This window comes from Streptococcus sp. oral taxon 061 (genome assembly GCF_964211575.1).
GTDB lineage: Bacteria > Bacillota > Bacilli > Lactobacillales > Streptococcaceae > Streptococcus.
In genome coordinates, this window is the sequence record NZ_CAXOQQ010000007.1 from 14,295 (window position 1) to 37,338 (window position 23,044).

General features: G+C 35.2%; 22 protein-coding genes and 3 tRNA genes. 19 read left to right on the forward strand and 6 right to left on the reverse strand.

What is annotated here, in order from left to right; translation table 11 throughout:
• Positions 1-207: 207 nt before the first annotated feature.
• Positions 208-972: a ParB/RepB/Spo0J family partition protein gene (locus AB8E63_RS06215; RefSeq protein ID WP_368910430.1), complete on the reverse strand. Its 765-nt coding sequence runs from the start codon at positions 970-972 to the stop codon at positions 208-210.
• Between the two features lie 56 nt (positions 973-1,028).
• Positions 1,029-2,213 (reverse strand): S1C family serine protease, encoded by a 1,185-nt coding sequence (locus AB8E63_RS06220; protein ID WP_368910431.1) that lies wholly within the window; start codon positions 2,211-2,213, stop codon positions 1,029-1,031.
• 184 nt (positions 2,214-2,397) lie between these two features.
• Here AB8E63_RS06220 and rlmH point away from each other — a divergent pair, with 184 nt between their 5' ends.
• The 7 genes from rlmH (at position 2,398) to AB8E63_RS06255 (ending at position 5,570) form a co-directional block, all read left to right on the forward strand.
• Entirely contained in the window at positions 2,398-2,877 is a 480-nt protein-coding gene (gene rlmH / locus AB8E63_RS06225; protein WP_368910432.1) for a 23S rRNA (pseudouridine(1915)-N(3))-methyltransferase RlmH, read from the forward strand.
• Between the two features lie 41 nt (positions 2,878-2,918).
• A tRNA-Arg gene (locus AB8E63_RS06230) sits at positions 2,919-2,992 on the forward strand.
• Between the two features lie 164 nt (positions 2,993-3,156).
• Positions 3,157-3,282: a competence-stimulating peptide ComC gene (gene comC / locus AB8E63_RS06235; RefSeq protein WP_223334365.1), complete on the forward strand. Its 126-nt coding sequence runs from the start codon at positions 3,157-3,159 to the stop codon at positions 3,280-3,282.
• 17 nt (positions 3,283-3,299) lie between these two features.
• Positions 3,300-4,619, forward strand: a complete 1,320-nt coding sequence (gene comD, locus AB8E63_RS06240) for a competence system sensor histidine kinase ComD (protein ID WP_368910433.1) — start codon at positions 3,300-3,302, stop codon at positions 4,617-4,619.
• Complete coding sequence (gene comE, locus AB8E63_RS06245) at positions 4,616-5,368, forward strand: competence system response regulator transcription factor ComE (protein ID WP_178895632.1); 753 nt, start codon at positions 4,616-4,618, stop codon at positions 5,366-5,368. Before comD ends, comE begins: the two co-directional genes overlap by 4 nt.
• Positions 5,369-5,419: 51 nt before the next feature.
• A tRNA-Glu gene (locus AB8E63_RS06250) sits at positions 5,420-5,491 on the forward strand.
• Between the two features lie 5 nt (positions 5,492-5,496).
• Positions 5,497-5,570 (forward strand) — tRNA-Asn (locus AB8E63_RS06255).
• A 37-nt stretch (positions 5,571-5,607) separates the two neighbouring features.
• On the opposite strand, the gene AB8E63_RS06260 is transcribed toward AB8E63_RS06255, so the two are convergent.
• Positions 5,608-6,150 (reverse strand): TetR/AcrR family transcriptional regulator C-terminal domain-containing protein, encoded by a 543-nt coding sequence (locus tag AB8E63_RS06260; RefSeq protein WP_368910434.1) that lies wholly within the window; start codon positions 6,148-6,150, stop codon positions 5,608-5,610.
• 127 nt (positions 6,151-6,277) lie between these two features.
• Between AB8E63_RS06260 and AB8E63_RS06265 the strand changes: the two genes are divergently transcribed.
• Positions 6,278-8,932 (forward strand): YhgE/Pip family protein, encoded by a 2,655-nt coding sequence (locus tag AB8E63_RS06265; protein ID WP_368910435.1) that lies wholly within the window; start codon positions 6,278-6,280, stop codon positions 8,930-8,932.
• Positions 8,933-9,023: 91 nt separating this feature from the next.
• Here the strand turns inward: AB8E63_RS06265 and AB8E63_RS06270 are convergent, their stop codons facing one another.
• A complete protein-coding gene (locus AB8E63_RS06270) occupies positions 9,024-10,646 on the reverse strand; it encodes an ATP-binding cassette domain-containing protein (protein WP_368910436.1) in 1,623 nt (540 codons plus the stop codon).
• 207 nt (positions 10,647-10,853) lie between these two features.
• Here AB8E63_RS06270 and trpS point away from each other — a divergent pair, with 207 nt between their 5' ends.
• Both trpS and guaB read left to right on the forward strand, forming a co-directional pair.
• On the forward strand, positions 10,854-11,879 hold the full coding sequence (gene trpS, locus AB8E63_RS06275) for a tryptophan--tRNA ligase (RefSeq protein WP_368910437.1): 1,026 nt from the start codon (positions 10,854-10,856) through the stop codon (positions 11,877-11,879).
• Positions 11,880-12,041: 162 nt separating this feature from the next.
• Positions 12,042-13,520, forward strand: coding sequence for an IMP dehydrogenase (gene guaB, locus AB8E63_RS06280; protein WP_368910438.1), 1,479 nt, complete (start codon positions 12,042-12,044; stop codon positions 13,518-13,520).
• 54 nt (positions 13,521-13,574) lie between these two features.
• On the opposite strand, the gene recF is transcribed toward guaB, so the two are convergent.
• Both recF and yaaA read right to left on the reverse strand, forming a co-directional pair.
• Positions 13,575-14,666 (reverse strand): DNA replication/repair protein RecF, encoded by a 1,092-nt coding sequence (gene recF, locus AB8E63_RS06285; RefSeq protein WP_368910439.1) that lies wholly within the window; start codon positions 14,664-14,666, stop codon positions 13,575-13,577.
• A gap of 2 nt (positions 14,667-14,668) precedes the next feature.
• Positions 14,669-15,037 (reverse strand): S4 domain-containing protein YaaA, encoded by a 369-nt coding sequence (gene yaaA / locus AB8E63_RS06290; protein ID WP_368910440.1) that lies wholly within the window; start codon positions 15,035-15,037, stop codon positions 14,669-14,671.
• Between the two features lie 159 nt (positions 15,038-15,196).
• Between yaaA and AB8E63_RS06295 the strand changes: the two genes are divergently transcribed.
• Genes AB8E63_RS06295 through mreD form a run of 9 tightly spaced genes read left to right on the forward strand, consistent with a single transcriptional unit; the run spans position 15,197 to position 22,966 of the window.
• Entirely contained in the window at positions 15,197-16,447 is a 1,251-nt protein-coding gene (locus AB8E63_RS06295; protein ID WP_368910441.1) for a M16 family metallopeptidase, read from the forward strand.
• Entirely contained in the window at positions 16,444-17,763 is a 1,320-nt protein-coding gene (locus AB8E63_RS06300) for a M16 family metallopeptidase (RefSeq protein WP_368910442.1), read from the forward strand. Before AB8E63_RS06295 ends, AB8E63_RS06300 begins: the two co-directional genes overlap by 4 nt.
• 42 nt (positions 17,764-17,805) lie before the next feature.
• Complete coding sequence (rodZ, locus tag AB8E63_RS06305; RefSeq protein WP_223334383.1) at positions 17,806-18,630, forward strand: cytoskeleton protein RodZ; 825 nt, start codon at positions 17,806-17,808, stop codon at positions 18,628-18,630.
• A gap of 11 nt (positions 18,631-18,641) precedes the next feature.
• Positions 18,642-19,181 (forward strand): CDP-diacylglycerol--glycerol-3-phosphate 3-phosphatidyltransferase, encoded by a 540-nt coding sequence (gene pgsA, locus AB8E63_RS06310; RefSeq protein ID WP_004250966.1) that lies wholly within the window; start codon positions 18,642-18,644, stop codon positions 19,179-19,181.
• 2 nt (positions 19,182-19,183) lie between these two features.
• Entirely contained in the window at positions 19,184-20,011 is an 828-nt protein-coding gene (locus AB8E63_RS06315; protein WP_368910443.1) for an energy-coupling factor ABC transporter ATP-binding protein, read from the forward strand.
• Positions 19,996-20,835, forward strand: a complete 840-nt coding sequence (locus AB8E63_RS06320; RefSeq protein WP_006153365.1) for an energy-coupling factor transporter ATPase — start codon at positions 19,996-19,998, stop codon at positions 20,833-20,835. The genes AB8E63_RS06315 and AB8E63_RS06320 overlap by 16 nt, the downstream gene beginning before the upstream one ends.
• A complete protein-coding gene (locus tag AB8E63_RS06325) occupies positions 20,828-21,622 on the forward strand; it encodes an energy-coupling factor transporter transmembrane protein EcfT (protein ID WP_247913078.1) in 795 nt (264 codons plus the stop codon). The genes AB8E63_RS06320 and AB8E63_RS06325 overlap by 8 nt, the downstream gene beginning before the upstream one ends.
• Positions 21,623-21,653: 31 nt before the next feature.
• Positions 21,654-22,475 carry a rod shape-determining protein MreC gene (gene mreC / locus AB8E63_RS06330; protein ID WP_368910444.1) on the forward strand — a complete coding sequence of 274 codons (822 nt, stop codon included), beginning with the start codon at positions 21,654-21,656 and terminating at the stop codon, positions 22,473-22,475.
• Entirely contained in the window at positions 22,472-22,966 is a 495-nt protein-coding gene (gene mreD, locus AB8E63_RS06335) for a rod shape-determining protein MreD (RefSeq protein ID WP_368910445.1), read from the forward strand. The genes mreC and mreD overlap by 4 nt, the downstream gene beginning before the upstream one ends.
• Positions 22,967-23,044: the final 78 nt, after the last annotated feature.

Consider the following 23,044-nt stretch of genomic DNA (forward strand, 5'->3'; position numbering starts at 1 on the left):
AACCCCTCCTTTTCTAAATGGTGTAATCTTAAACACTATTTTATCACATAGCAAGCAATTTTTCCACAACTTGTGAAAAACAATCCACAATGTTTAAAAGATTTATCCACAACTTGTGGATAAATTATCTTATTTTTGATTTAATAGACTTTTTCTATGATAATCCAGTGGATAAGTATGTGAGTTGAGAAAAATAAAATAACAGCCTTATCTCAGGCTGTTAATAAAACGTTGGTATTCTTCTTGATTATGAAAAGAGATAGTTATTTTTCCTGCCTCTTTTTTTTGAAGGACGATTTGGACATCTAATCCCAACAATTTTTTCAAATTTTCTTCTTCTTCTTTGATAAAGTGATCTTTTTCTTTGCTTTTCTTCTTCTTATTTTTTTCTTCTTTAAGTAGATATTCCACCTGCCGAACCGATAAATCCTCTGTCTGAATACGATGGAGTAAATTTTTTTGTTCTTTCACAGGTAGTTGGATTAGCAGTCTAGCATGTGCTTGAGACAATTTTCCAGTTTCTACTTCTGTTAAAATAAAATCGGGAAGTGCTAGCAAGCGAACAAGATTAGTAATATAAGGGCGTGATTTCCCCATTTTTGTAGCAATATCTGCGTGAGTATATCCTTTATCAATTAAAGATTGATAAGCTTTTGCTTCTTCAATCGGATTTAAGTCTTCTCGTTGTAAATTTTCAATGATTGAGTGAACCATCATATCCTGATCAGAAATTTTTTTGATGATTACAGGTACTTCTGAAAGTCCAGCTGCTATCGATGCCCGATACCGTCTTTCTCCAGCTAGGATTTCATATCCGATAACTGGAGATTGACGAACGATAATGGGTTGAATTAAACCATTTTCTTTAATAGATTGGGCAAGTTCTTCTATTTTTTCTTTTGAAAATTCTTTACGAGGTTGATAGGGATTTTTTTGAATATCACTGATACGAATTAATTTGAATTCTTCCATATTTCTACAGTATCACATCTTTGATATTCTGTAAAGTAGGTTTACAAATCTGTAAACTATTGATTTAAATCACTTGTACTCTTATCTAGTTTGATTGTAGTTTTTTCTTCTTTACCATTACGGTAATAAGTGACAGTTATTTCATCTCCAATAGAGTGGCTATACAGAGCATTTTGCAATTCAGTAGTAGATGAAATCTTGGTATCATCTACTTTTGTGATGACATCATACTGTTGTAAATGTCCATTTGCAGGCATGTTCTTTTGAACAGAACGAACAGCTACACCAGAAGTAACGTTGTCAGGAAGTTTTAATTTTTGAAGGTCAGCTGTGCTAAGGTTTGTCAAATTAACCATGTGGATACCAAGAGCTGGTCGAGTTACTTTTCCATCTTTTTCCAACTGTTTGATAATATTCTTAACATCATTTGCAGGAATAGCAAAACCAAGACCTTCTACGGATGTTCCACCATTAGAGGCGATTTTACTTGATGTAATACCGATAACTTGTCCCTGGATATTAATCAAAGGACCTCCAGAGTTACCAGGGTTAATAGCTGTGTCTGTTTGGATGGCATTTGTTGAAATAGCTTGACCATCTTCAGATTTCAAAGAAACGTGTCTGTTCAAGCTTGATACAATCCCTTGTGTAACTGTATTTGCATATTCTGAACCCAAAGGACTACCGATTGCGATAGCTGTTTCCCCAACAGATAATTGACTTGAGTCACCAAACTCAGCTACTGTAGAGACCTTTTCTGAAGATATTTTTACTACTGCAATATCAGAATAGGTATCAGAACCAACAATTTCACCTGGTACTTTTGTTCCATCTGCTAAACGAATGTCAAGTTTTTTAGCTCCATTAATAACGTGAGTGTTGGTTACAAGATAAGCATCATCCCCATCTTTTTTATAGATGACACCAGAACCTTCACTGTTGATTTGTTCAGTGTTTGAATCTGTATCAGTATCATCAGTTCCAACAAAACCACTTTGAGAATTTCCTGAATAAGTGATAATCGATACAACTGCATCTTTAACTTTATCTACAGCCTGTGTAGTAGAATTTTCATTTTTCGAAGCTGTCTGAGTGATGGCTGCACTATTTTGTTCTCTGTTTCCTTGTTTTTGGTTGAACTGAAGAACAGTCAAACTTCCTAATAGACCACTAAAAAAACTAATAAGTATAACTAGTAAAAGTTGTCCAATCGTTTTTGAAAACTTGTTTAAGTTTTTCATAGAATCCTCCATATTTGATTAATTAGTGAAAGTATAAGATTATTAACTTAATTCTAACTTAAAAAACTTAAGTTTTCAACAATCTGTGGATAATTGTTGAAAATTTGTGAATTTATTGTGTTTTTCCCCCTTTTTCATTTGTGAATAAGATGTGAATAGAATGCGATTATGATAAAATAGAAGCATGAAAATTAAACTTGTAACAGTTGGAAAACTAAAAGAAAAGTATCTCAAAGATGGAATTGCAGAATATTCTAAAAGAATATCACGATTTGCTGCCGTAGAAATGATTGAATTAGCTGATGAAAAGACACCAGATCGTGCCAGCGATTCAGAAAATGAAAAAATCTTGAATTTAGAAGGAAATCGAATCCTTTCCAAAATTGGGGATAGAGAATTTGTTGTTGTTTTGGCTATTGAAGGGAAGACATTATCTTCTGAAGAATTTAGTAGCCAATTAGAACAAGCTTCTATAAATGGTTATTCAACCTTAACCTTTGTTATCGGTGGAAGTTTAGGATTATCCAATGAAGTGAAAAAACGAGCTAACTTATCAGTAAGTTTTGGCCGTTTAACTCTTCCACATCAATTAATGCGTCTAGTTCTTGTAGAACAGATATACCGAGCATTTACTATCCAACAAGGTTCTCCTTATCATAAATAGGATTGACTATTCTCGATTATTTTGATAAGATAAACTAGTTAGGTCTCATAGCTCAGCTGGATAGAGCATTCGCCTTCTAAGCGAACGGTCGCAGGTTCGAATCCTGCTGGGATCATATACTAGATTTAACGCTGGGGAAACCCAGCGTTTTTTGTAAAAATTGACAGTTCAGGTACAAAAATGTGCAGTTGAGAATGAAATGTTTTAAAACAGACTCCGTTTTGTATAATAAGCTTGTAAGTTAATTTACAAGAAAAAAATAATAAAGGAGAGTTTAATATGGAAAAAACAGTTAAATTAGAGCAGTTCAAAAAACTTACAGAAGAAGAGTTACAGGAAATTCAAGGTGGGGATTGGAGATTTTTAGGCTCAATACGTGAACTTATATTTCCAAAGAAAAAATAAATAAAAGGTAAAGAGTAATGGATTTATTTGGATTATTTATAGCTATTTTCTATTTTTTTATAATTAGCAAAAGTTATAGATGGATATGTAAAGTAACTAGAAAAGAACAATTTATTTTTCTATGTTATACACTTATTTCAGTGTTATTACTTGAGGAATTTATTAGTCTATTAAACTTAGGTGGCTTTGGTATATCTAAATTTTTATTTCCATTACTTATTTCCATTTACCAGATAGAATTAAAGAAATATAATAAGTACAAGGCTATTTTTATCAGTCTACTATTGTCTTTACTATATCATAGTACTCATACTTTTATAGCAGTAATCATATCCTCTATAACAGGTGATTCTTTTGTAACAAAATATGAAGATTTGTTTTTTGTAGTAGTTTTATTGCTGACTTATTTTGTAATAAAAAAAATTATTTTTTATTTTCACTTGGAGCTCAATTATTTTGATAAAGATTACCTCTATTCATTTTTAAAAAAAGTTATACTTGGTCTCTTTGTTTTACATATTCTATCATTCATTTCAGATATGGTAAGTACTCATGCGCATTTTAATAGTTTTGGTAGTATTTTAGCAACAATTGTCTTTATTTGTTTATTACTAATTTTCTTTGCAATGAATGCCAATAAGGTTCAAGTTGAAAAAGAAATTGCCCTAAAACAGAAGAAATTTGAACAAGAACATTTACAGACCTATACAGATGAAATTGTTGGTTTGTACAATGAAATCCGTGGTTTTCGTCATGATTATGCAGGTATGCTTGTCAGTATGCAAATGGCTATTGACAGTAAAGATTTACAGGAAATTGACAGAATTTACAATGAAGTCTTAGTAAAAGCTAATCAAAAATTACGTTCAGATAAGTATACATACTTTGATTTAAACAATATAGAAGACTCAGCTTTACGAAGTTTGATTGCTCAGTCTATTGTATATGCCAGAAATAATGACGTAGAGTTTACACTAGAAGTAAAGGATATTATCACAAGGTTGTCAATTGATTTACTTGATCTTGTGCGTATTATGAGTGTATTATTGAACAATGCTGTTGAAGGTGCTGCAGAAAGTTATTTGAAACAAATAGAAGTTGCTGTGATTAAAATGGATTTGGAAACAGTTATCGTGATTCAAAATTCATGTAAAATTACCATGATACCTTCAGAAGATTTGTTTGAACTAGGTTTTTCTACTAAAGGTAGAAATAGAGGAATTGGACTTAATAATGTCAAAGAGATTTTGGATAAGTATGAAAATATCATTTTAGAAACAGAGATGGAAGATAGTACGTTTAGACAGATTATTAGATTTAAGAGAGAGTTTGAATGAAAGTATTAATTTTAGAAGATGTTATTCAACATCAGGTCAGACTAGAAAGAACCCTAGATGAAATTTCAAAGGAATTAAATATTCCTATTTCTTATAAAACAACAGGTAAAGAACGAGAATTTAAGGAATACATCGAAAATGATGAAGTAAACCAGCTTTATTTTCTAGATATTGATATTCATGGAGTTGAGAAAAAAGGATTTGAGGTAGCACAGTTTATTCGTCGCCACAATCCTTATGCAATTATCGTATTTATCACTAGTAGATCAGAATTTGCTACCTTAACTTACAAATATCAAGTATCCGCCTTGGATTTTGTTGATAAAGATATCAATGATGAATTATTTAAGAAACGTATCGAACAGAGTATCTTATATACCAAAAGTATGCTGCTTGAAAATAAAGATGTTGTGGATTATTTTGACTATAACTACAAGGGAAATGATTTGAAAATTCCCTACCATGATATTTTATATATTGAAACAACAGGAGTATCTCATAAGTTAAGGATTATTGGTAAGAATTTTGCCAAAGAATTTTATGGCACTATGGCGGATATTCAAGAAAAAGATAAAGATACTCAAAGATTTTATTCTGCTCATAAATCATTTCTTGTCAATGTAGGAAATATTAGGGAAATTGATCGAAAAAATTTAGAAGTGGTTTTTTATGAGGAACATCGCTGTCCGATTACCCGTCTCAAGGTTCGGAAATTAAGAGATATTCTGGAGAAAAAATCTAAAAAGTGATTGACAATTAGTAAGAAATTGATATAATGGTTATATCTGCTACAGATAGATGGTCCGTTGGTCAAGGGGTTAAGACACCGCCTTTTCACGGCGGTAACACGGGTTCGAATCCCGTACGGACTATATTATCCGCCATAGCTCAGTTGGTAGTAGCGCATGACTGTTAATCATGATGTCGTAGGTTCGAGTCCTACTGGCGGAGTCAAACAAAAAAGAACACCATTGGTGTTCTTTTTCTTTTAGTTTGCATCGCCTAACATTTTCATAAGAAAGTCTGTCATTTCTTGCGGACTTTCTTTTTTTCCATGAGCAATCCAAGTTTGACACACGCCAAATAGTGCATTTGTTAAATAGATACTACTGTACTCTAATTCAATCTCATTTAAATTTAATTGCATAAAGCGTTTCTGGAGGTCAGTACTAAGCATAATGTGAAGTTTATTTCTCAGGAAGTTTTGTATCTCTTTTGTACCATTTTCAGATAGAAGAGCAGCTAGTAAAGGTTCAGACTCTAAGTATTCAAACACTTCTAGAATAGCATCTCTTTTTTGATGTGCGTGTTTTTGGAAAATGTACTCAAAAGTATGAAATAACTTACTTTGGTAGTGTTCAATCATATCATACTTATCTTTGTAATGAGTATAAAAACTAGAACGACTAATTCCGGCTTTTTCTGCCAGTTTAACAGTAGAAATTTGATCAAATGGTTGTTCCATTAATAATTGAACCATAGCATTCTCGATAGTACGTTTTGTTTTTAAGCGTTTGTTACTCTCTGTCATAGTTCCTCCTTGTGAACAAAAATAGACGTAGTGTCTAAAATATAGTTTTTAACTTGTAATTTAGATTTTTTAATGTATAATCTATTATATCAAAATTTTAGACAATATGTGTAAAAAAGGAGACAATATGTTTAAAGAATGGAAAGCAATTTTTAAAAAACCAACCTTTATCATTGTAATGATAGGGATTTCTCTTATTCCAGCTTTATACAACATCATATTTTTATCATCCATGTGGGATCCGTATGGGCAATTATCAGAGTTGCCTGTAGCGGTTGTTAATAATGATAAAGAAGCGTCTTACAATGGAAATACAATGACTATCGGAAAAGACATGGTGTCTAATTTAGAGCAAAATAAATCATTAGATTTTCATTTTGTCAATGAAGAAGAAGGAAAAAAAGGACTAGAGAATGGCGATTATTATATGGTAGTAACTTTGCCAAGTGATTTGTCTGAAAAGGCTGCTTCTATTCTGTCAGATCACCCAGAACAAATGAATATTCACTATCAAACTTCTAGCGGGCATAGCTTCATTGCAAGTAAGATGAGTGATTCTGCCATGACACAGTTAAAACAGAATGTTTCTGCTAATGTAACCGAAACCTATACGAAAGCTTTATTTCAAAAGATGGGTGATTTAAAATCCGGTTTAACCAAAGCTGCAGATGGAAGTGAACAATTGGCTAACGGGGCCAGTAAGTTAGCTGTAGGAAGTCAGACATTGTCTTCCAATCTTGATACTTTAGCTAGTTCAAGTTTAACCTTTTCTGATGGAACGAATCAATTTACAAAAGGGTTGACAACATATGTCACAGGAGTAAAGCAACTGAATAGTGGCTTAGGAACATTTAATGATGGTTTACAGAGCTATACAAGTGCGGTTTCACAGGTTGACAAAGGGCTTAATCAATTATCTTCCAAGACTCCAGAATTAGTAACAGGTGTCAACCAGTTAAATACAGGGATGAAGTCATATGCTGGTGGAGTTTCGCAACTGAATACAGCTCTCAATCAATTTTCGGTAGGTGTTAATACCTATACAAGCGGTGTTGACAAACTATCTGTTGGTACAAAACAGCTATCAAGTCAATCAGATACATTGAGAGACGGTATTACCGAATTAAATAAAGGTATTAAAGAAATTTCGACTCAATTGAATACTTCATCTCAACAAAAAGAGGAAATCACTCAATTAGCAACTAGTTTAGATGAATTGAATAAAGCACTTCAAGCAGTAACAATCTCAGATAATACGGAACTTAAAAGCACAATATCTAATGATTTAGCGAATATATCTACTCTTGCTCAAACTATTGTGACTAATAGTCAAACAGAGCAAGAGAAAAGTCTTACAAATCTTCAAGCAACAGCAACTTATCAATCTCTCACTGAAACTCAGAAAAAAGAACTGACTGAAGCTGTTTCAAATAATTCTAATTCTACGATAGAATCAGCAAAAGCAATTTTGACAACGGTAGGAGATTTAAAAGAAAATTTGGGAAGTGTAAACCAACCAGTCTCTAATCTTTCTACTTTACAGACTAAAGCAAATCAAATATTACCTGTTGCGTCTAGTTCCTTGACATCTATGTCAAGTGGATTTACACAGTTGCAAAATGCTGTAGACAATCAGTTAGTTCCTGGAAGTCAATCAATTGAAAATGGAGTTAATGCGTATACTAAAGGATTGGATGCTATTTCTTTAGGTGCAAATCAACTAAGTGAAAAGAATACAACTTTAACAACAAGTTTGGATCAATTGGTTTCTGGCTCAACCAAGTTGACAGAAAACTCTTCAACATTGACAACTGGTTTGGATACTCTAGCTGGGAAAACACCAGAATTAGTAACAGGTATTGAAAAACTATCATCTGGTTCTAACCAATTAAATAGCAAGAGTCCGGAATTAATTGCAGGACTTGACAAAATACAGCTTGGTTCAAGTCAATTAACAGATAAATCAGGTCAGTTGCTTTCAGCTAGTACTCAGTTAGGAAATGGAGCAATAAAAATCGCAGATGGCGCTGGAAAATTAGCAGAAGGTGGAGCAACGTTAACTGCTGGTATTGAAAGTTTACAAATAGGAACTACTGACCTAGGACAAGGATTGAGTAACGCAAGCAATCAATTAAAATCAGCATCAACAGAGTCAAAAAATGCAGAAACATTAGCGGAACCCTTAAGTCTTTCAAAGACAGATAATGATCAGGTTCCTGTAAATGGGATTGCAATGGCTCCTTACATGATATCAGTTGCACTTTTTGTTGCAGCATTATCAACAAATATGATTTTTGCTAAGTTACCTTCAGGTCGTCATCCTGAAAGTCGCTGGGCGTGGTTTAAGTCTCGCTTCGAGATAAATGGAGTTATTGCTGTTTTAGCAGCTGTCTTAGTCTATGGTGGAGTTCATCTTATTGGTTTAACTGCAAATCATGAAATGAGAACTTTATTCTTAATTATTATCGCAAGTTTAACATTTATGTCTATGGTGACGGCATTAACAACATGGAATAGTCGATTAGGTGCTTTCTTCTCACTTATTTTGCTATTATTACAATTAGCATCAAGTGCAGGAACTTATCCACTTGCTTTGACAAATGATTTCTTTAAAGCTGTTAATCCTTGGTTGCCAATGAGTTATTCAGTTTCAGGATTGAGACAAACCATTTCTATGACAGGAAATATTCATCATCAGGTAATTTTCCTTCTCGTAACTTTGGTTTTATTCATAGGATTAGGTATGCTAGCTTATCAACCTAAAAAAATGGATGAAGATTAAAAAAAGTTTCACGTGAAACAATGAATGAATTTACAAGTAACAAATAAAAAAACTCAGTTGGTTTAACCAACTGAGTTTTTTAAAGTTATACTTAATCTTTCCAAAGTTCTTTGACTTTTGCTTGAACTTCTTCGTTTTCAAGGAATTCGTCGTAGGTTTCATCGATACGGTCGATTACACCGTTTTTAGATAAGACAATGATGTGGTTAGCCAAAGTTTGAATAAACTCATGGTCATGACTGGCAAAGATGATAGATTCTTTGAAGTTTTTCAATCCATCGTTCAAGCTTGAAATAGATTCCAAATCCAAGTGATTTGTAGGATCATCAAGAACAAGTACGTTTGATTTTAAAAGCATGAGTTTTGAGAGCATCACGCGCACCTTTTCTCCCCCTGACAAGACGTTTACAGGCTTGTTAACCTCGTCTCCAGAAAAGAGCATACGACCCAAGAATCCACGAAGGAAGGTGTTGTCATCTTCTTCTTTACTTGCAAATTGACGAAGCCAGTCAAGGATTGACTCGTCTCCTGCAAAGTCAGCTGAATTATCTTTTGGCAAGTAAGAGCGACTAGTTGTAACTCCCCACTTGACAGTTCCTTCATAGTCAATTTCACCCATAATAGCACGAATCAAGGCAGTTGTTTGGATGTCGTTTTGTCCGATAAGAGCTGTCTTGTCACCTGGACGCAAGATGAAGCTGATGCTGTCAAGAATAGTTTCGCCGTCAATCTTTACAGATAGATTTTCTACTGTCAAGAGGTCGTTTCCAATTTCACGTTCAGCTTTAAAGCTGATGAATGGGTATTTACGACTAGAAGGGACAATTTCCTCTAGCTCAATCTTATCAAGCATTTTTTTACGTGAAGTTGCTTGTCTTGATTTAGAAGCATTAGCAGAGAAACGAGCAACGAATTCTTGAAGTTGTTTAATTTTTTCTTCTGCTTTAGCATTTCGGTCTGCTAGCAATTTAGCAGCAAGCTCAGAAGACTCCTTCCAGAAGTCGTAGTTTCCGACATAGAGTTTGATTTTTCCAAAGTCAAGGTCGGCCATGTGTGTACATACTTTGTTCAAGAAGTGACGGTCATGGGATACGACAATAACTGTGTTGTCAAAATCAATCAAGAAATCTTCTAACCAGGTAATAGATTGAATATCAAGACCGTTGGTAGGCTCGTCTAAAAGAAGGACATCCGGTTTACCAAATAGAGCTTTAGCAAGGAGTACTTTCACTTTGTCTCCATTTGCAAGTTCGCTCATATTTTGGTAATGAAGTTCTTCAGGAATATTCAAATTTTGTAAGAGTTGTGAAGCTTCACTTTCAGCTTCCCAACCACCTAGTTCAGCAAATTCTCCTTCAAGTTCAGCAGCGCGGACACCATCTTCGTCTGAAAAATCTTCCTTCATATAAATGGCGTCTTTTTCTTTCATAATGTTGTAAAGTTTTTCGTTTCCCATGATGACAACATCAATAACACGTTCGTCCTCATAGTCAAAGTGATTCTGACGAAGTACTGAAAGACGTTCGTCTGGTCCAAGAGAGATATGGCCAGTTGTCGGTTCAATATCCCCAGCTAAGATTTTTAAAAAGGTTGATTTTCCAGCACCATTGGCCCCAATCAAACCATAGGTATTTCCTTCTGTAAATTTGATGTTTACATCATCAAAAAGTTTACGATCACTAAAACGTAGTGAAACATCAGATACTGTTAGCAAAGTTTTTCTCCTATTATATGTAATACTCTAATTCTACTAGAAAATCATCAATTATTCAAATTTTTATTTGTCAATTTTTTGTAAACAAAGTTGACAACCCCTTTACGATTGAAAGGGGTAACATCTCTATTGTTTCGATAAAAAAATTATCTGTCTTTTTATCAAAAAAATGCTATAATTGAAAGGACCATATCAAAGGAGAATATTATGAGTAAACCCATTATTTTAACAGGAGATCGTCCAACGGGGAAATTACATATTGGGCACTACGTTGGTAGCTTGAAAAACCGTGTCTTACTACAAGAAGAAAATAAATATGACATGTTTGTTTTTTTAGCTGACCAGCAAGCACTAACAGACCATGCAAAAGATCCACAAACTATTGTAGAGTCTATTGGGAATGTTGCCTTGGACTATCTTGCAGTGGGATTAGATCCTAATAAAGCAACGATTTTCATTCAAAGTCAGATTCCAGAATTGGCAGAGCTGTCTATGTACTATATGAACCTAGTTTCATTAGCTCGCTTGGAACGAAATCCAACCGTAAAGACTGAAATTGCTCAAAAAGGCTTTGGTGAAAGTATTCCAACTGGATTTTTAGTTTATCCAGTTGCGCAAGCAGCAGATATTACAGCATTTAAGGCTAACTTTGTTCCAGTAGGGAATGATCAAAAGCCGATGATTGAACAAACACGTGAAATTGTACGTTCTTTCAACCATGCCTATAACTGTGATGTTTTAGTAGAACCAGAAGGAATTTACCCTGAGCACGAAGGTGCGGGACGTTTACCAGGTCTTGATGGTAATGCCAAAATGTCGAAATCACTTAATAATGGAATTTACCTAGCTGATGATGCAGATACTTTGCGTAAAAAAGTAATGAGTATGTATACAGATCCAGACCATATTCGTGTTGAGGATCCAGGTAAGATTGAAGGAAATATGGTTTTCCATTACTTGGATGTATTCGGTCGACCAGAGGATGCTCAAGAAATTGCTGAAATGAAGGAACATTATCAACGTGGAGGCCTTGGTGATGTTAAGACTAAACGTTACCTACTTGAAATTCTAGAACGTGAACTTGGTCCAATCCGTGAACGTCGCCTAGAATATGCTAAAGATATGGGTGAGGTTTATAATATGCTCCAAAAAGGTAGTGAAAAAGCTCGAGAAGTTGCTGGCCAAACACTATCAGAAGTAAAAGCAGCAATGGGGTTAAATTACTTTCATTAATGGATAAAATATGAACTATAAAACTATTTCTTCTTTAAAATAAGAGGGATAGTTTTTTATTTATTCTCTCATAAATTTAATTGACAAATTTTCATAGAATGGTATGATAGATACAATACAAAAAGCGTTTAGCTCAATAAAGAAAGAAAAGAGGAAACTTCAATGTCTAATTGGGACACTAAATTTTTGAAAAAAGGTTTTACCTTTGATGATGTATTGCTAATTCCAGCAGAGAGTCATGTGTTGCCTAATGATGCGGATTTAACTACAAAATTGGCAGATAATTTGACTTTAAATATCCCAATTATTACCGCTGCGATGGACACTGTAACAGAGAGTCAAATGGCCATTGCTATTGCGCGTGCAGGTGGACTTGGAGTTATCCATAAAAATATGTCTATTGAGCAACAGGCAGATGAAGTTCGTAAGGTAAAACGTTCTGAAAATGGTGTTATCATTGATCCATTCTTCTTGACTCCAGAACATACCATTGCTGAAGCAGATGAACTCATGGGTCGTTACCGTATCAGTGGTGTTCCAGTAGTTGAAACACTTGAAAATCGTAAATTGGTTGGTATTTTAACAAACCGAGACCTTCGTTTTATTTCAGATTACAATCAACCAATTTCAAAACACATGACTAGTGAAAACCTAGTTACTGCTCCTGTGGGTACAGACTTAAAAACTGCAGAGAGTATTCTTCAAGAACACCGTATTGAGAAATTACCTCTAGTTGATGAGGAAGGACGTCTATCAGGTTTAATCACCATTAAAGATATTGAAAAAGTGATTGAGTTCCCAAATGCGGCAAAAGATGAATTTGGTCGTCTTCTAGTCGCTGGTGCGGTAGGTGTTACTTCTGACACATTTGAACGTGCAGAAGCACTTTTTGAAGCAGGTGCAGATGCCATTGTTATCGATACTGCTCACGGTCACTCAGCAGGTGTTCTTCGCAAAATCGCTGAGATTCGAGCTCACTTCCCTGATCGTACACTAATTGCTGGAAATATTGCGACGGCTGAAGGTGCACGTGCCCTTTATGACGCGGGTGTTGACGTTGTTAAAGTTGGTATTGGACCAGGTTCAATCTGTACAACTCGTGTGATTGCTGGTGTTGGAGTTCCTCAAGTTACAGCTATTTACGATGCTGCAGCAGTGGCGCGTGAATATGGCAAAACAATCATTGCTGATGGTGGAATCAAGTATTCTGGAGATATTGTTAAAGCTCTTGCTGCTGGTGGAAATGCAGTAATGCTTGGATCAATGTTTGCAGGAACAGATGAAGCTCCAGGTGAAACTGAAATCTTCCAAGGACGTAAGTTCAAGACATACCGCGGTATGGGTTCAATTGCTGCTATGAAGAAAGGTTCAAGTGACCGTTACTTCCAAGGTTCTGTCAATGAAGCAAACAAACTGGTTCCAGAAGGAATCGAAGGTCGTGTTGCTTATAAAGGTGCAGCAGCCGATATCGTCTTCCAAATGATTGGTGGTATCCGTTCTGGTATGGGTTACTGTGGTGCTGCTAATCTAAAAGAATTACATGACAATGCTCAGTTTATCGAAATGTCAGGTGCTGGTCTAAAAGAAAGCCATCCACACGATGTGCAAATCACTAATGAAGCACCAAACTATTCAATGTAATAAAAAAATCTCCTGTTAAACGGGAGATTTTTTTATTTTACAAAGATGTAAATTTTAATTTACAGTTAATTGACCATTATCTACTGTAAAGACGCTCAGATTATCAGGTAAGTTTTGAAGATGGTCTAAACTAGTAGTTGTAATAAAAGTTTGAATATTATGAGAAATAGTTTCCAATAGTTTAAGTTGACGAGTGTTGTCAAGTTCACTCATGACATCGTCAAGCAAAAGAATGGGAGATTCTTTGGTAATGCTCTCCATCAATTCGATTTCAGCAAGTTTTATAGAAAGTACCAAGCTACGATGTTGCCCTTGACTTCCGAAACTTGCTTCCATTCCATTAATCATGAAAATCATATCATCTCGATGAGGACCAACTCCAGTATTCTTTTTAAATAAATCTCTGGATCTACTTTTTTGAAGAGCTACATAGAAAGATTCAGCCAAATGTTCCTTGTCAATAAAGTTTACAGAAGGTTGATAGTGGATTGACAGTTCTTCTAACTGATCTGAGATGTCAAAATGTTTTTTCTTGCCAAAGACTTCCATTTTCTGGATAAAGTCAGCTCGATGAATCATTACACGACATCCATACTCTACTAGTTGGTCATCAAGAACAGATAGGAAAGTCTCGTCTATGTTTTGTGTAGATTTGAGATAGGTATTTCTCTGTTTAAGGACGTGGTTATAACTTGACAGGTCTGACAAGTAAATTGGTTTAATTTGCCCTAATTCTATGTCAATGAATTTACGACGAATGGCCGGAGCGCCTTTGACAAGTTGTAAATCTTCTGGAGCAAATAAGACAACATTCATATGACCAATATAGTCTGATAGGCGAGCTTGCTTTAAGTGATTTACTTTAGTAATTCGCCCTTTTTGTGTTAGGTCAATTTCGAGTGGAATGCTTGCTGTTTTCTTTTGCAAGGTTCCAGAAACTTGCAGTTGTTCTTCTTCAAATTGAATTAAATTTTTATCAGTCTTTGTTCGATGACTTCTCGTTAAGGCTAAAAAATAAATACTTTCAAGAAGATTGGTTTTTCCTTGAGCGTTTCGGCCAACAAATACATTTAATTTTGGATTAAAATCAATTTCGATATTATGATAGTTACGAAATTGTTTAATGGATAAGTTTTTCAACCACATAATTATCTACCTGGGAAACGTGGTGTAGGTTTTGTTTTTGTTGATTGGTTCTTTTTCGCTGGCTTTTTTTGTACCTTTTTATTCATTTCCTTGACAAGTTTAGTTACACGTTCTTTCTCAAGTTTTTCTAGATGAAACTCCTCTAGTTCTTCTGATGTTGGTTTAACTAGAATAATTTGAGTTTTTAAATCAGGGATTTCAATAGAATCCCCGATTCTAATTTTCTTGCCTCGACGATTTTCTAATTCTCCATTAAAATATACAAGATGGTCCGCCAAAAAAGATTTAATAGCACCGCCACTTTGGATGATCCCAAGGTCTTTCAAAAGAGCTTGGAGAGTAATAAATTCTTCAAATAATTTGTATTCCATAGTTCACCTCAATCTTTGGTATTATACCATATTTTGCTCAAAATAGTTGAGAAGAAACTACTGATATGAAAACGATTTTAATTTCAAAAGAGTCAAAGAGAACAGGAAAAATTTTCGTTTTCATGGTATAATAGAACTCTATGTAAAAGGAGGTAAAAGATGGAGTTATTCCCTGGAATTGCAGTGCATTTTATCCAATCTAAAAAGTTTAAGACAAATAAAATAACCATGCGTTTCACAGCTCCATTATCTCTGGATTTAATTTCTGGTCGCATGCTAAGTGCTAGTATGCTTGAAACTGCTAATAAAGGCTATCCAACTGCTCAGGTTCTTAGAAAACATCTGGCAGCATTGTATGGAGCAGATTTGTCAACTCATGCTTATAGAAGGGGGCAAAGTCACTTAGTAGACGTGAGTTTGACTTATGTTCGAGATGAATTTTTAAGTAAGAAAAACGTATTAACAGCTCAGATTTTAGAATTATTGTATCAAGTCATATTTAATCCATTGTCAAATGAAGATGAATTTGAGAACAATGCCTTTGAAATTGAAAAAAAACAATTGTTGGCGAGACTAGAATCAGAATTAGAGGATCCTTTCTTCTTTGCCCATAAAGAATTGGATCAGTTGTTTTTCCAAGAAGAATCAATGCAGTTAGTTCCTAGAGATTTAATTGCCAGAATTTCCGAAGAGACTTCTAAATCTTGCTATTCAAGTTTTCAAAAAATGCTGAAGGAAGATAGAATTGATTTATTCTTTTTAGGTGATTTTAATGAAATTGAAGTCTTAGAAAACTTGAAGAAATTTAACTTGACAGGTCGTAAAGAAACTGTAAACATTCAATATCAGCAAGGTTATTCAAATATTCTTAGAGAAGGAATTGCTAGGAAAAACCTAGGTCAGTCTATTCTAGAAATGGGTTATCATAACACAATTGGTTATGGAGATGATCAAAAGATGGCCTTGCTTCTCGTGAATGGTTTGCTTGGAGCTTTCCCGCACTCTAAATTGTTTACCCAAGTTAGGGAAAAGGAAGGGTTGGCCTACACTGTTTCTAGTCACTTAGATCTCTTTAGTGGATTTTTAAGATTGTTTGCTGGGATAAATCGTCAAAATCGAAACAAGGTAAGAAAATTGATGAATGATCAATTGTTAGCTATCAAAAATGGTAGATTTACAGATGCTGAAGTTAATCAAACTAAGGAAATGATTCGTAGGACGATGTTGTTGAGTCAGGATAATCAAGATTCGATTATAGATAGAGAATACTTAAGCCTCTTTTTTGGTAAATCGGCTTTAGAACTGGATACTTTGATAGAGAGACTAGAGCAAGTTGACAAGGATGAAATCTGTAGGGCGGCATCTAGTTTGAAATTGCAGGCTATCTATTTTATGGAAGGAGCAGAATGACTAGAGTTACTTTTCAAGAGAAATATTATCCTGCTGTAAAAGAAACTCTTTATCAAGCAAAATTAGAAAACGGATTGACAGTTTCTTTACTTCCTAAAAATGATTTTAACGAAGTTTATGGTGTAGTAACTGTCTATGTTGGTTCGGTTGACATTGAGTTTACAGCTAGAGATAGTAAAAAGAAAACATATCCTAAGGGGATTGCTCATTTTTTAGAACATAAACTTTTTGAAAGAGAAAATTCTGAAGTTTTAGAACATAAACTTTTTGAAAGAGAAAATTCTGAAGATATCATGGCTGCATTTACCAAATTAGGTGCAGATAGTAACGCCTTTACAAGCTTTACAAATACAAGTTATCTTTTTTCAACCTCTGACAATGTCGCTGATTGTTTGGACTTGCTTGACGAGCTTGTTACTAGCTTTAACATTACTGAAGAATCTGTTGAACGAGAAAAGGATATTATTCAGCAAGAACGCGAAATGTATCAGGATGATCCTGATTCTTGCTTGTTCTTTAAAACACTTGCAAATCTATATCCGGAAACTCCACTAGCTTCAGATATTGTTGGGACTGAAGATTCGATAGAAGATATTACTTTAGAGGATCTACGGGACAATTTTGATGAATTTTACACTCCTGTCAATAGCCAAATTTTCCTCGTTGGAAATTTTGATTTAGAGTTGATACAGAATTATTTCTCGCAAATGGATGTTGGAGGTTGTATAGTTCAAAATCAAAAAGAACCCATCGCTTTACACCCTGTAAAGAAGGTTGAGAGCATTCGTATGGATGTTGCATCACCTAAATTAGCAATAGGAGTTCGAACGAATTCTGATATGGGGCATCAGGACTGCTATCGATATAGCGTTCTATTAAGAGCGTTATTTACGATGATGTTTGGTTGGACTTCTAAAAGATTTCAGAGTTTGTATGAAACTGGGAAATTAGATTCTTCATTATCTTTAGAAGTTGAGATCAATCGACGTTTTAACTTTTTGATGCTGACAATGGACACAAAGGAACCTGTTGCTATTTCGCATCAATTCCGAAAGGCAATTCAGAATTTTGCTACAGATTCGGATGTATCAGAGGAACATCTTGATTTGATCAAAAGTGAAATTTATGGAGAATTTATCCATAGTATGAACTCTTTAGAATTTATTGCGACCCAATATCAGTCACATTCTGACGAAACAACCCTGTTTGATTTACCAAAGATTATACAGGAAATGACCTTGGATGATGTTCTTGAGGTAGGACATCATTTTATCGACAATAGTGAAATAGTTGAATTTACAATTTTTCCACTATAGCCATCGAAATATAAAATGAACTAGAAAGAAGGCATGGTAAGTATGAGAAAAAAAACAATTGGTGAAGTGTTACGTTTAGCAAGAATTAATCAAGGTTTGAGTTTAGAGGAATTGCAGCGCAAGACAGACATTCAACTGAATCTGCTTGAGGCTTTAGAATCAGATGATTTCGACCAATTGCCAAGCCCTTTTTATACACGTTCTTTTTTGAGGAAGTATGCTTGGGCAGTTGAGTTGGATGAAAACCTTGTTTTAGACGCATATGATTCAGGGAGTATGATTACCTATGAGGAAGTTGATGTTGATGAGATAGAACTATCAGGTCGTAGACGTTCCAATCGTAAGAAACGTTCTTTGCTTCCGCTGTTTTACTTCATTCTCTTCTCCTTGTCTATTATAATTTTTGTTTCTTATTATGTTTGGAATTACATTCAAACACAACCGACAGAAACAACTTCAGCTAACTATAATGTTGTAACTACTACAAATGCAACAACTAGTGAAACAACAACTAGCAATCAAACCACTAGCCCATCAAGTTCGAGTGACGCATCAACTGTGACTGTTTCAGGCCAGGGAGATGTTATATCGGTAGAATATAAAACTGCTAAAGATACTGCCGAACTTCAACTATCTGTGACGGATGCAACAAGCTGGATTAGTGTTTCAGATACTGACTTGGCTGGAGGGACTACTCTTGAGCCAAATAATAAAACAGCCAAAACAACAGTTTCTAAAGGATCTCCAGTAACTATCACATTAGGCGTTGTCAAAGGCGTGAAAATCAAGATCGATAATCAGGAAATTGATACTTCGAAATTAACTGGTCAAACTGGCTGGATTACACTGAAATTAGGTTCAAATTAAGGAAGGAAAACATGAAAAAAGAGAATATTCCTAACATACTGACGCTTGGTAGAATTTTATTTATTCCGATTTTTGTTCTCCTTCTATCATTTGGACAATCTCCTGTGTTACATAAAATAGCAGCAATTATTTTTGCCATTGCCAGTATCACTGACTATCTAGATGGCTATTTAGCTAGAAAATGGCAAGTAGTTAGCAATTTTGGGAAATTCGCGGATCCGATGGCTGATAAGTTGTTGGTTATGTCAGCCTTTATCATGCTAGTAGGTTTAAATATGGCTCCTGCTTGGGTGGTAGCTGTTATCATTTGTCGTGAACTTGCAGTTACTGGGTTGCGCTTGCTTTTAGTTGAAACCGGAGGGACTGTTTTAGCTGCAGCAATGCCAGGAAAAATCAAAACATTTAGCCAGATGTTTGCGATTATCTTCTTGTTATTCCATTGGAATTTACTTGGTCAGATAACTCTTTATATCGCTTTGTTCTTTACAGTTTATTCGGGTTATGATTACTTCAAGGGAAGCGCGTATTTGTTTAAAGGAACCTTTCGCTAGATATGGAATCGATTATTGAAATTAAGAATCTGTCATTTCGATACCAGGCAGATCAAGAACACTATGATGTTCATAACATTTCGTTTCACGTGAAACGTGGAGAATGGTTGTCTATTGTTGGTCATAATGGTAGTGGAAAATCAACAACTGTTCGCTTGATTGACGGTTTGCTAGAATCGGAATCTGGAGAAATTTGGATAGACGGTGATTGCCTAACTCCGGAAAACGTCTGGGGAAAAAGACGTAAGATTGGTATGGTATTTCAAAATCCTGATAACCAATTCGTGGGGGCAACTGTAGAAGATGATGTTGCTTTTGGACTAGAAAATCAAGGGATTCCACTTGAAGAGATGAAGAAACGAGTTTCTGAAGCTCTGTCATTAGTTGGGATGGCTGAATTTACTAAAAAAGAACCAGCTCGCTTGTCGGGTGGCCAAAAACAGAGAGTGGCTATCGCAGGAGTTGTTGCTCTGCGACCAGACATTTTAATTTTGGATGAAGCTACAAGCATGTTGGATCCAGAGGGGCGTCTAGAGTTGATTAAGATTGTCCAAAAGATTCGTCAAGACCACCATATGACAGTCATATCCATTACACATGACTTAGATGAGGTGGCCATGAGTGACCGTATTTTGGTAATGAAAAAAGGAAAAATCGAATCAACTAGTACTCCTAGAGAACTATTTTCTAGGTCAGATTTAGATCAAATTGGTTTAGATCAACCCTTTGTCAACCAATTAAAAGAATCGCTACGTACTAGTGGCTTGAAATTACCAGAGCACTACCTGACCGAAGAGGAGCTCGAGGAGGCTTTATGGGAATTATTCTAGACAATGTGAGTTATACGTATCAGGAAGGAACACCCTTCGCCTCAGCTGCCTTGTCCGATGTTAATTTGTCAATAGAGGATGGATCTTATACGGCAATTATTGGGCATACAGGAAGCGGGAAATCTACAATTCTTCAACTTTTGAATGGTTTGTTGGTTCCCACAAAGGGAAGTGTTCGTGTCTTTGATACATTAATTACATCAACATCCGTCAATAAGCAAATTCGTCAAATTCGCAAACAAGTGGGTTTAGTCTTTCAGTTTGCAGAAAATCAAATCTTTGAGGAGACTGTCTTAAAAGATGTGGCTTTTGGACCTCAAAATTTTGGAGTTTCTGTAGAAGAGGCAGAAGCTATTGCGCGTGAAAAACTTGCTTTAGTAGGGATTGATGAGTCACTCTTTGGACGTAGTCCCTTTGAGCTTTCAGGCGGACAAATGAGAAGGGTTGCGATTGCTGGTATTTTGGCGATGGAGCCTAGCATTTTGGTCTTAGATGAGCCAACAGCTGGTTTGGATCCAATTGGTCGAAAAGAGTTAATGGCCTTGTTTAAAAAACTTCATCAGGATGGTATCACGATTGTTTTAGTGACCCATCTGATGGATGATGTGGCCGAATTTGCTGACCAAGTTTATGTGATGGAAAAAGGAAAGTTGGTCAAGAGTGGGAAGCCAAGTCTTGTTTTTCAAAATGTCGAATTCATGGAAAAAATCCAATTAGGTGTTCCAAAAATTACAAGATTTGCTCAAAGGCTAGCTGAACGAGGAGTTTCTTTTAAACAATTGCCGATAACGATAGAGGAGTTTAAGGAGTTCATCAATGGATAACATGATTTTAGGTCGTTACATACCAGGAAATTCGATTGTTCATCGTTTGGATCCTCGTAGTAAGTTAGTGGCAATGATTTTATTGATTATGATCGTTTTTTGGGCCAATAATCCAATAACTAATCTGATCCTTTTCGTTGTAACAGGTATATTTGTAGCCTTATCTGAGGTTCCCTTATCCTTTTTCATAAAAGGTTTGCGGTCCATGTTTTTTCTGATTGCTTTTACAACCCTTTTTCAACTTTTCTTTATCTCTGGTGGAGATGTCTTGTTCGAGATGGGGTTTATTAAAATCACGAGTCATGGCATTGAGCAGGCGGGAATCATTTTTTGCCGCTTTGTGTTGATTATCTTTTTCTCAACTTTGCTTACCTTGACAACCATGCCATTAAGCTTGGCTACAGCAGTTGAGTCCTTGCTTGGACCCTTGAAAAGATTTAAGGTTCCTGTTCATGAAATCGGGCTCATGTTGTCTATGAGTTTACGTTTTGTGCCAACCTTAATGGATGATACGATTCGAATTATGAACGCTCAAAAGGCGCGTGGTGTTGATTTTGGAGAAGGAAATATAATCCAAAAAGTTAAGGCTATGATTCCTATTTTGATTCCTTTATTTGCTACGAGTTTGAAAAGAGCGGATTCTCTTGCTACAGCCATGGAGGCTAGAGGATATCAAGGTGGGAACGGACGCAGTCAGTACCGACAGTTGAATTGGATGAATAAAGATAGTGTGGCCTTACTCCTGGTATGTGTGTTGGGTTTGATTCTATTTTTGTTGAAATCCTAAAGTGAAGTATAGAATGAGATAGGGTAGAGGTATGAACCGTTTTAAAAAATCAAAATATATCATTGTTCTATTTGTCATTGTGTTAGTAGTTTCTGCTCTTTTAGTAATGACGAAATCAAGTACAGTTGTGACAAAAGCTGGAGATGGCATTTCTCTGATAGATAGAATTGTGCAAAAACCATTTCAATGGTTAGAATCTACAAAGTCAGATTTAGGAAATTTGACGAGAGCTTATAATGAGAATGAAACTCTCAAAAAAGAATTCTATCAGATGGAAAAGGAAAAGAATGAAGCAGATCGCTTAAAAGAAGAAAATGAACAACTGCGTCAATTACTAGATATGAAGTCAAAATTGAATGCGACTAAGCTAATTGCTGCGGATGTTATCATGAGAACTCCGGCGACTTGGAAACAAGAGTTAACAGTTAATGTTGGTTCGCAACAAGGTGTAACAACTAGTATGCTTGTTGTTTCTGGTGGAGGATTGGTTGGAAGCGTTGAAAACGTAGAAGACAACTCAACTGGGGTCAATTTATTAACAAATGCTGAAAATACAGAGAAAATTTCTGTTAAAATTCAGCATGGATCTAGTAGTATTTATGGTATTATCGTTGGCTATGACAAGGAAAAAGAACTACTGAAAATTAGTCAGCTAAATAATAGTGGAGATATTAGTCAAGGTGATAAAGTGGTAACTGGAGGTTTGGGGAACTTCAATGTCACAGACATTCCTGTAGGAGAAGTCGTATCTGTGACCCCTACCAATGATTATCTGACAAGAGAAGTTATGGTTAAAATGCATGCTGATCCAATGAATCTTAAAGTCGTAGAGTTAGTGGGGAATCCATCATGAGACTTTTTAAGCAAATAGGGATGTTTTTGCTCTTGCCCGTAATCATTTTAATAGATAGCCACTTAGGACAATTTGTAAATAGCTTTTTTCCACATCTTCAAATTGTAAGCCACTTTATCTTCATCTTCTTATTATTCGAAACAATAGAAGTATCAGAATATTTGTTTTTGGCCTATTGCTTGGTTCTAGGACTTATATACGATATCTATTTCTTCCATCTGATAGGGATAGCCAGTCTTCTTTTTGTGATTATTGGAGCAATCGTATATAAAAGCAACTCTGTTATTCTGTTAAATAGATGGACAAGATTATTAGCTATTTTAATGATGACTTTTACATTTGAATTTGGTAGCTTTATCCTAGCACACGTGGTAGGATTGACTGCAGAAAATCTACCTGTTTTTATAGTTTATAGTCTGGGTCCTACTATGATATTGAATTTTATATGGATGTTAGTTTTCCAATATATTTTTGAAAAAATATATCTATAAGAAAGAAACAAAACTGTAATAAAGGCGTAATATTTATTAGGCCTTTTTTTGATATACTAGTATTGTCTTTTTAAAGAA

Excerpts from the sequence above, each read along its gene's own strand:
- AB8E63_RS06215 (WP_368910430.1), bottom strand. The coding sequence starts at position 972 with ATGGAAGAATTCAAATTAATTCGTATCAGTGATATTCAAAAAAATCCC.
- AB8E63_RS06300 (WP_368910442.1), top strand. The coding sequence starts at position 16,444 with ATGACTAGAGTTACTTTTCAAGAGAAATATTATCCTGCTGTAAAAGAA.
- AB8E63_RS06315 (WP_368910443.1), top strand. The coding sequence starts at position 19,184 with ATGGAATCGATTATTGAAATTAAGAATCTGTCATTTCGATACCAGGCA.
- pgsA (WP_004250966.1), top strand. The coding sequence starts at position 18,642 with ATGAAAAAAGAGAATATTCCTAACATACTGACGCTTGGTAGAATTTTA.
- mreC (WP_368910444.1), top strand. The coding sequence starts at position 21,654 with ATGAACCGTTTTAAAAAATCAAAATATATCATTGTTCTATTTGTCATT.
- comD (WP_368910433.1), top strand. The coding sequence starts at position 3,300 with ATGGATTTATTTGGATTATTTATAGCTATTTTCTATTTTTTTATAATT.
- AB8E63_RS06265 (WP_368910435.1), top strand. The coding sequence starts at position 6,278 with ATGTTTAAAGAATGGAAAGCAATTTTTAAAAAACCAACCTTTATCATT.
- AB8E63_RS06295 (WP_368910441.1), top strand. The coding sequence starts at position 15,197 with ATGGAGTTATTCCCTGGAATTGCAGTGCATTTTATCCAATCTAAAAAG.
- guaB (WP_368910438.1), top strand. The coding sequence starts at position 12,042 with ATGTCTAATTGGGACACTAAATTTTTGAAAAAAGGTTTTACCTTTGAT.
- AB8E63_RS06325 (WP_247913078.1), top strand. The coding sequence starts at position 20,828 with ATGGATAACATGATTTTAGGTCGTTACATACCAGGAAATTCGATTGTT.
- yaaA (WP_368910440.1), bottom strand. The coding sequence starts at position 15,037 with ATGGAATACAAATTATTTGAAGAATTTATTACTCTCCAAGCTCTTTTG.
- trpS (WP_368910437.1), top strand. The coding sequence starts at position 10,854 with ATGAGTAAACCCATTATTTTAACAGGAGATCGTCCAACGGGGAAATTA.
- comC (WP_223334365.1), top strand. The coding sequence starts at position 3,157 with ATGGAAAAAACAGTTAAATTAGAGCAGTTCAAAAAACTTACAGAAGAA.
- recF (WP_368910439.1), bottom strand. The coding sequence starts at position 14,666 with ATGTGGTTGAAAAACTTATCCATTAAACAATTTCGTAACTATCATAAT.
- comE (WP_178895632.1), top strand. The coding sequence starts at position 4,616 with ATGAAAGTATTAATTTTAGAAGATGTTATTCAACATCAGGTCAGACTA.
- rlmH (WP_368910432.1), top strand. The coding sequence starts at position 2,398 with ATGAAAATTAAACTTGTAACAGTTGGAAAACTAAAAGAAAAGTATCTC.
- mreD (WP_368910445.1), top strand. The coding sequence starts at position 22,472 with ATGAGACTTTTTAAGCAAATAGGGATGTTTTTGCTCTTGCCCGTAATC.
- rodZ (WP_223334383.1), top strand. The coding sequence starts at position 17,806 with ATGAGAAAAAAAACAATTGGTGAAGTGTTACGTTTAGCAAGAATTAAT.
- AB8E63_RS06320 (WP_006153365.1), top strand. The coding sequence starts at position 19,996 with ATGGGAATTATTCTAGACAATGTGAGTTATACGTATCAGGAAGGAACA.
- AB8E63_RS06260 (WP_368910434.1), bottom strand. The coding sequence starts at position 6,150 with ATGACAGAGAGTAACAAACGCTTAAAAACAAAACGTACTATCGAGAAT.
- AB8E63_RS06220 (WP_368910431.1), bottom strand. The coding sequence starts at position 2,213 with ATGAAAAACTTAAACAAGTTTTCAAAAACGATTGGACAACTTTTACTA.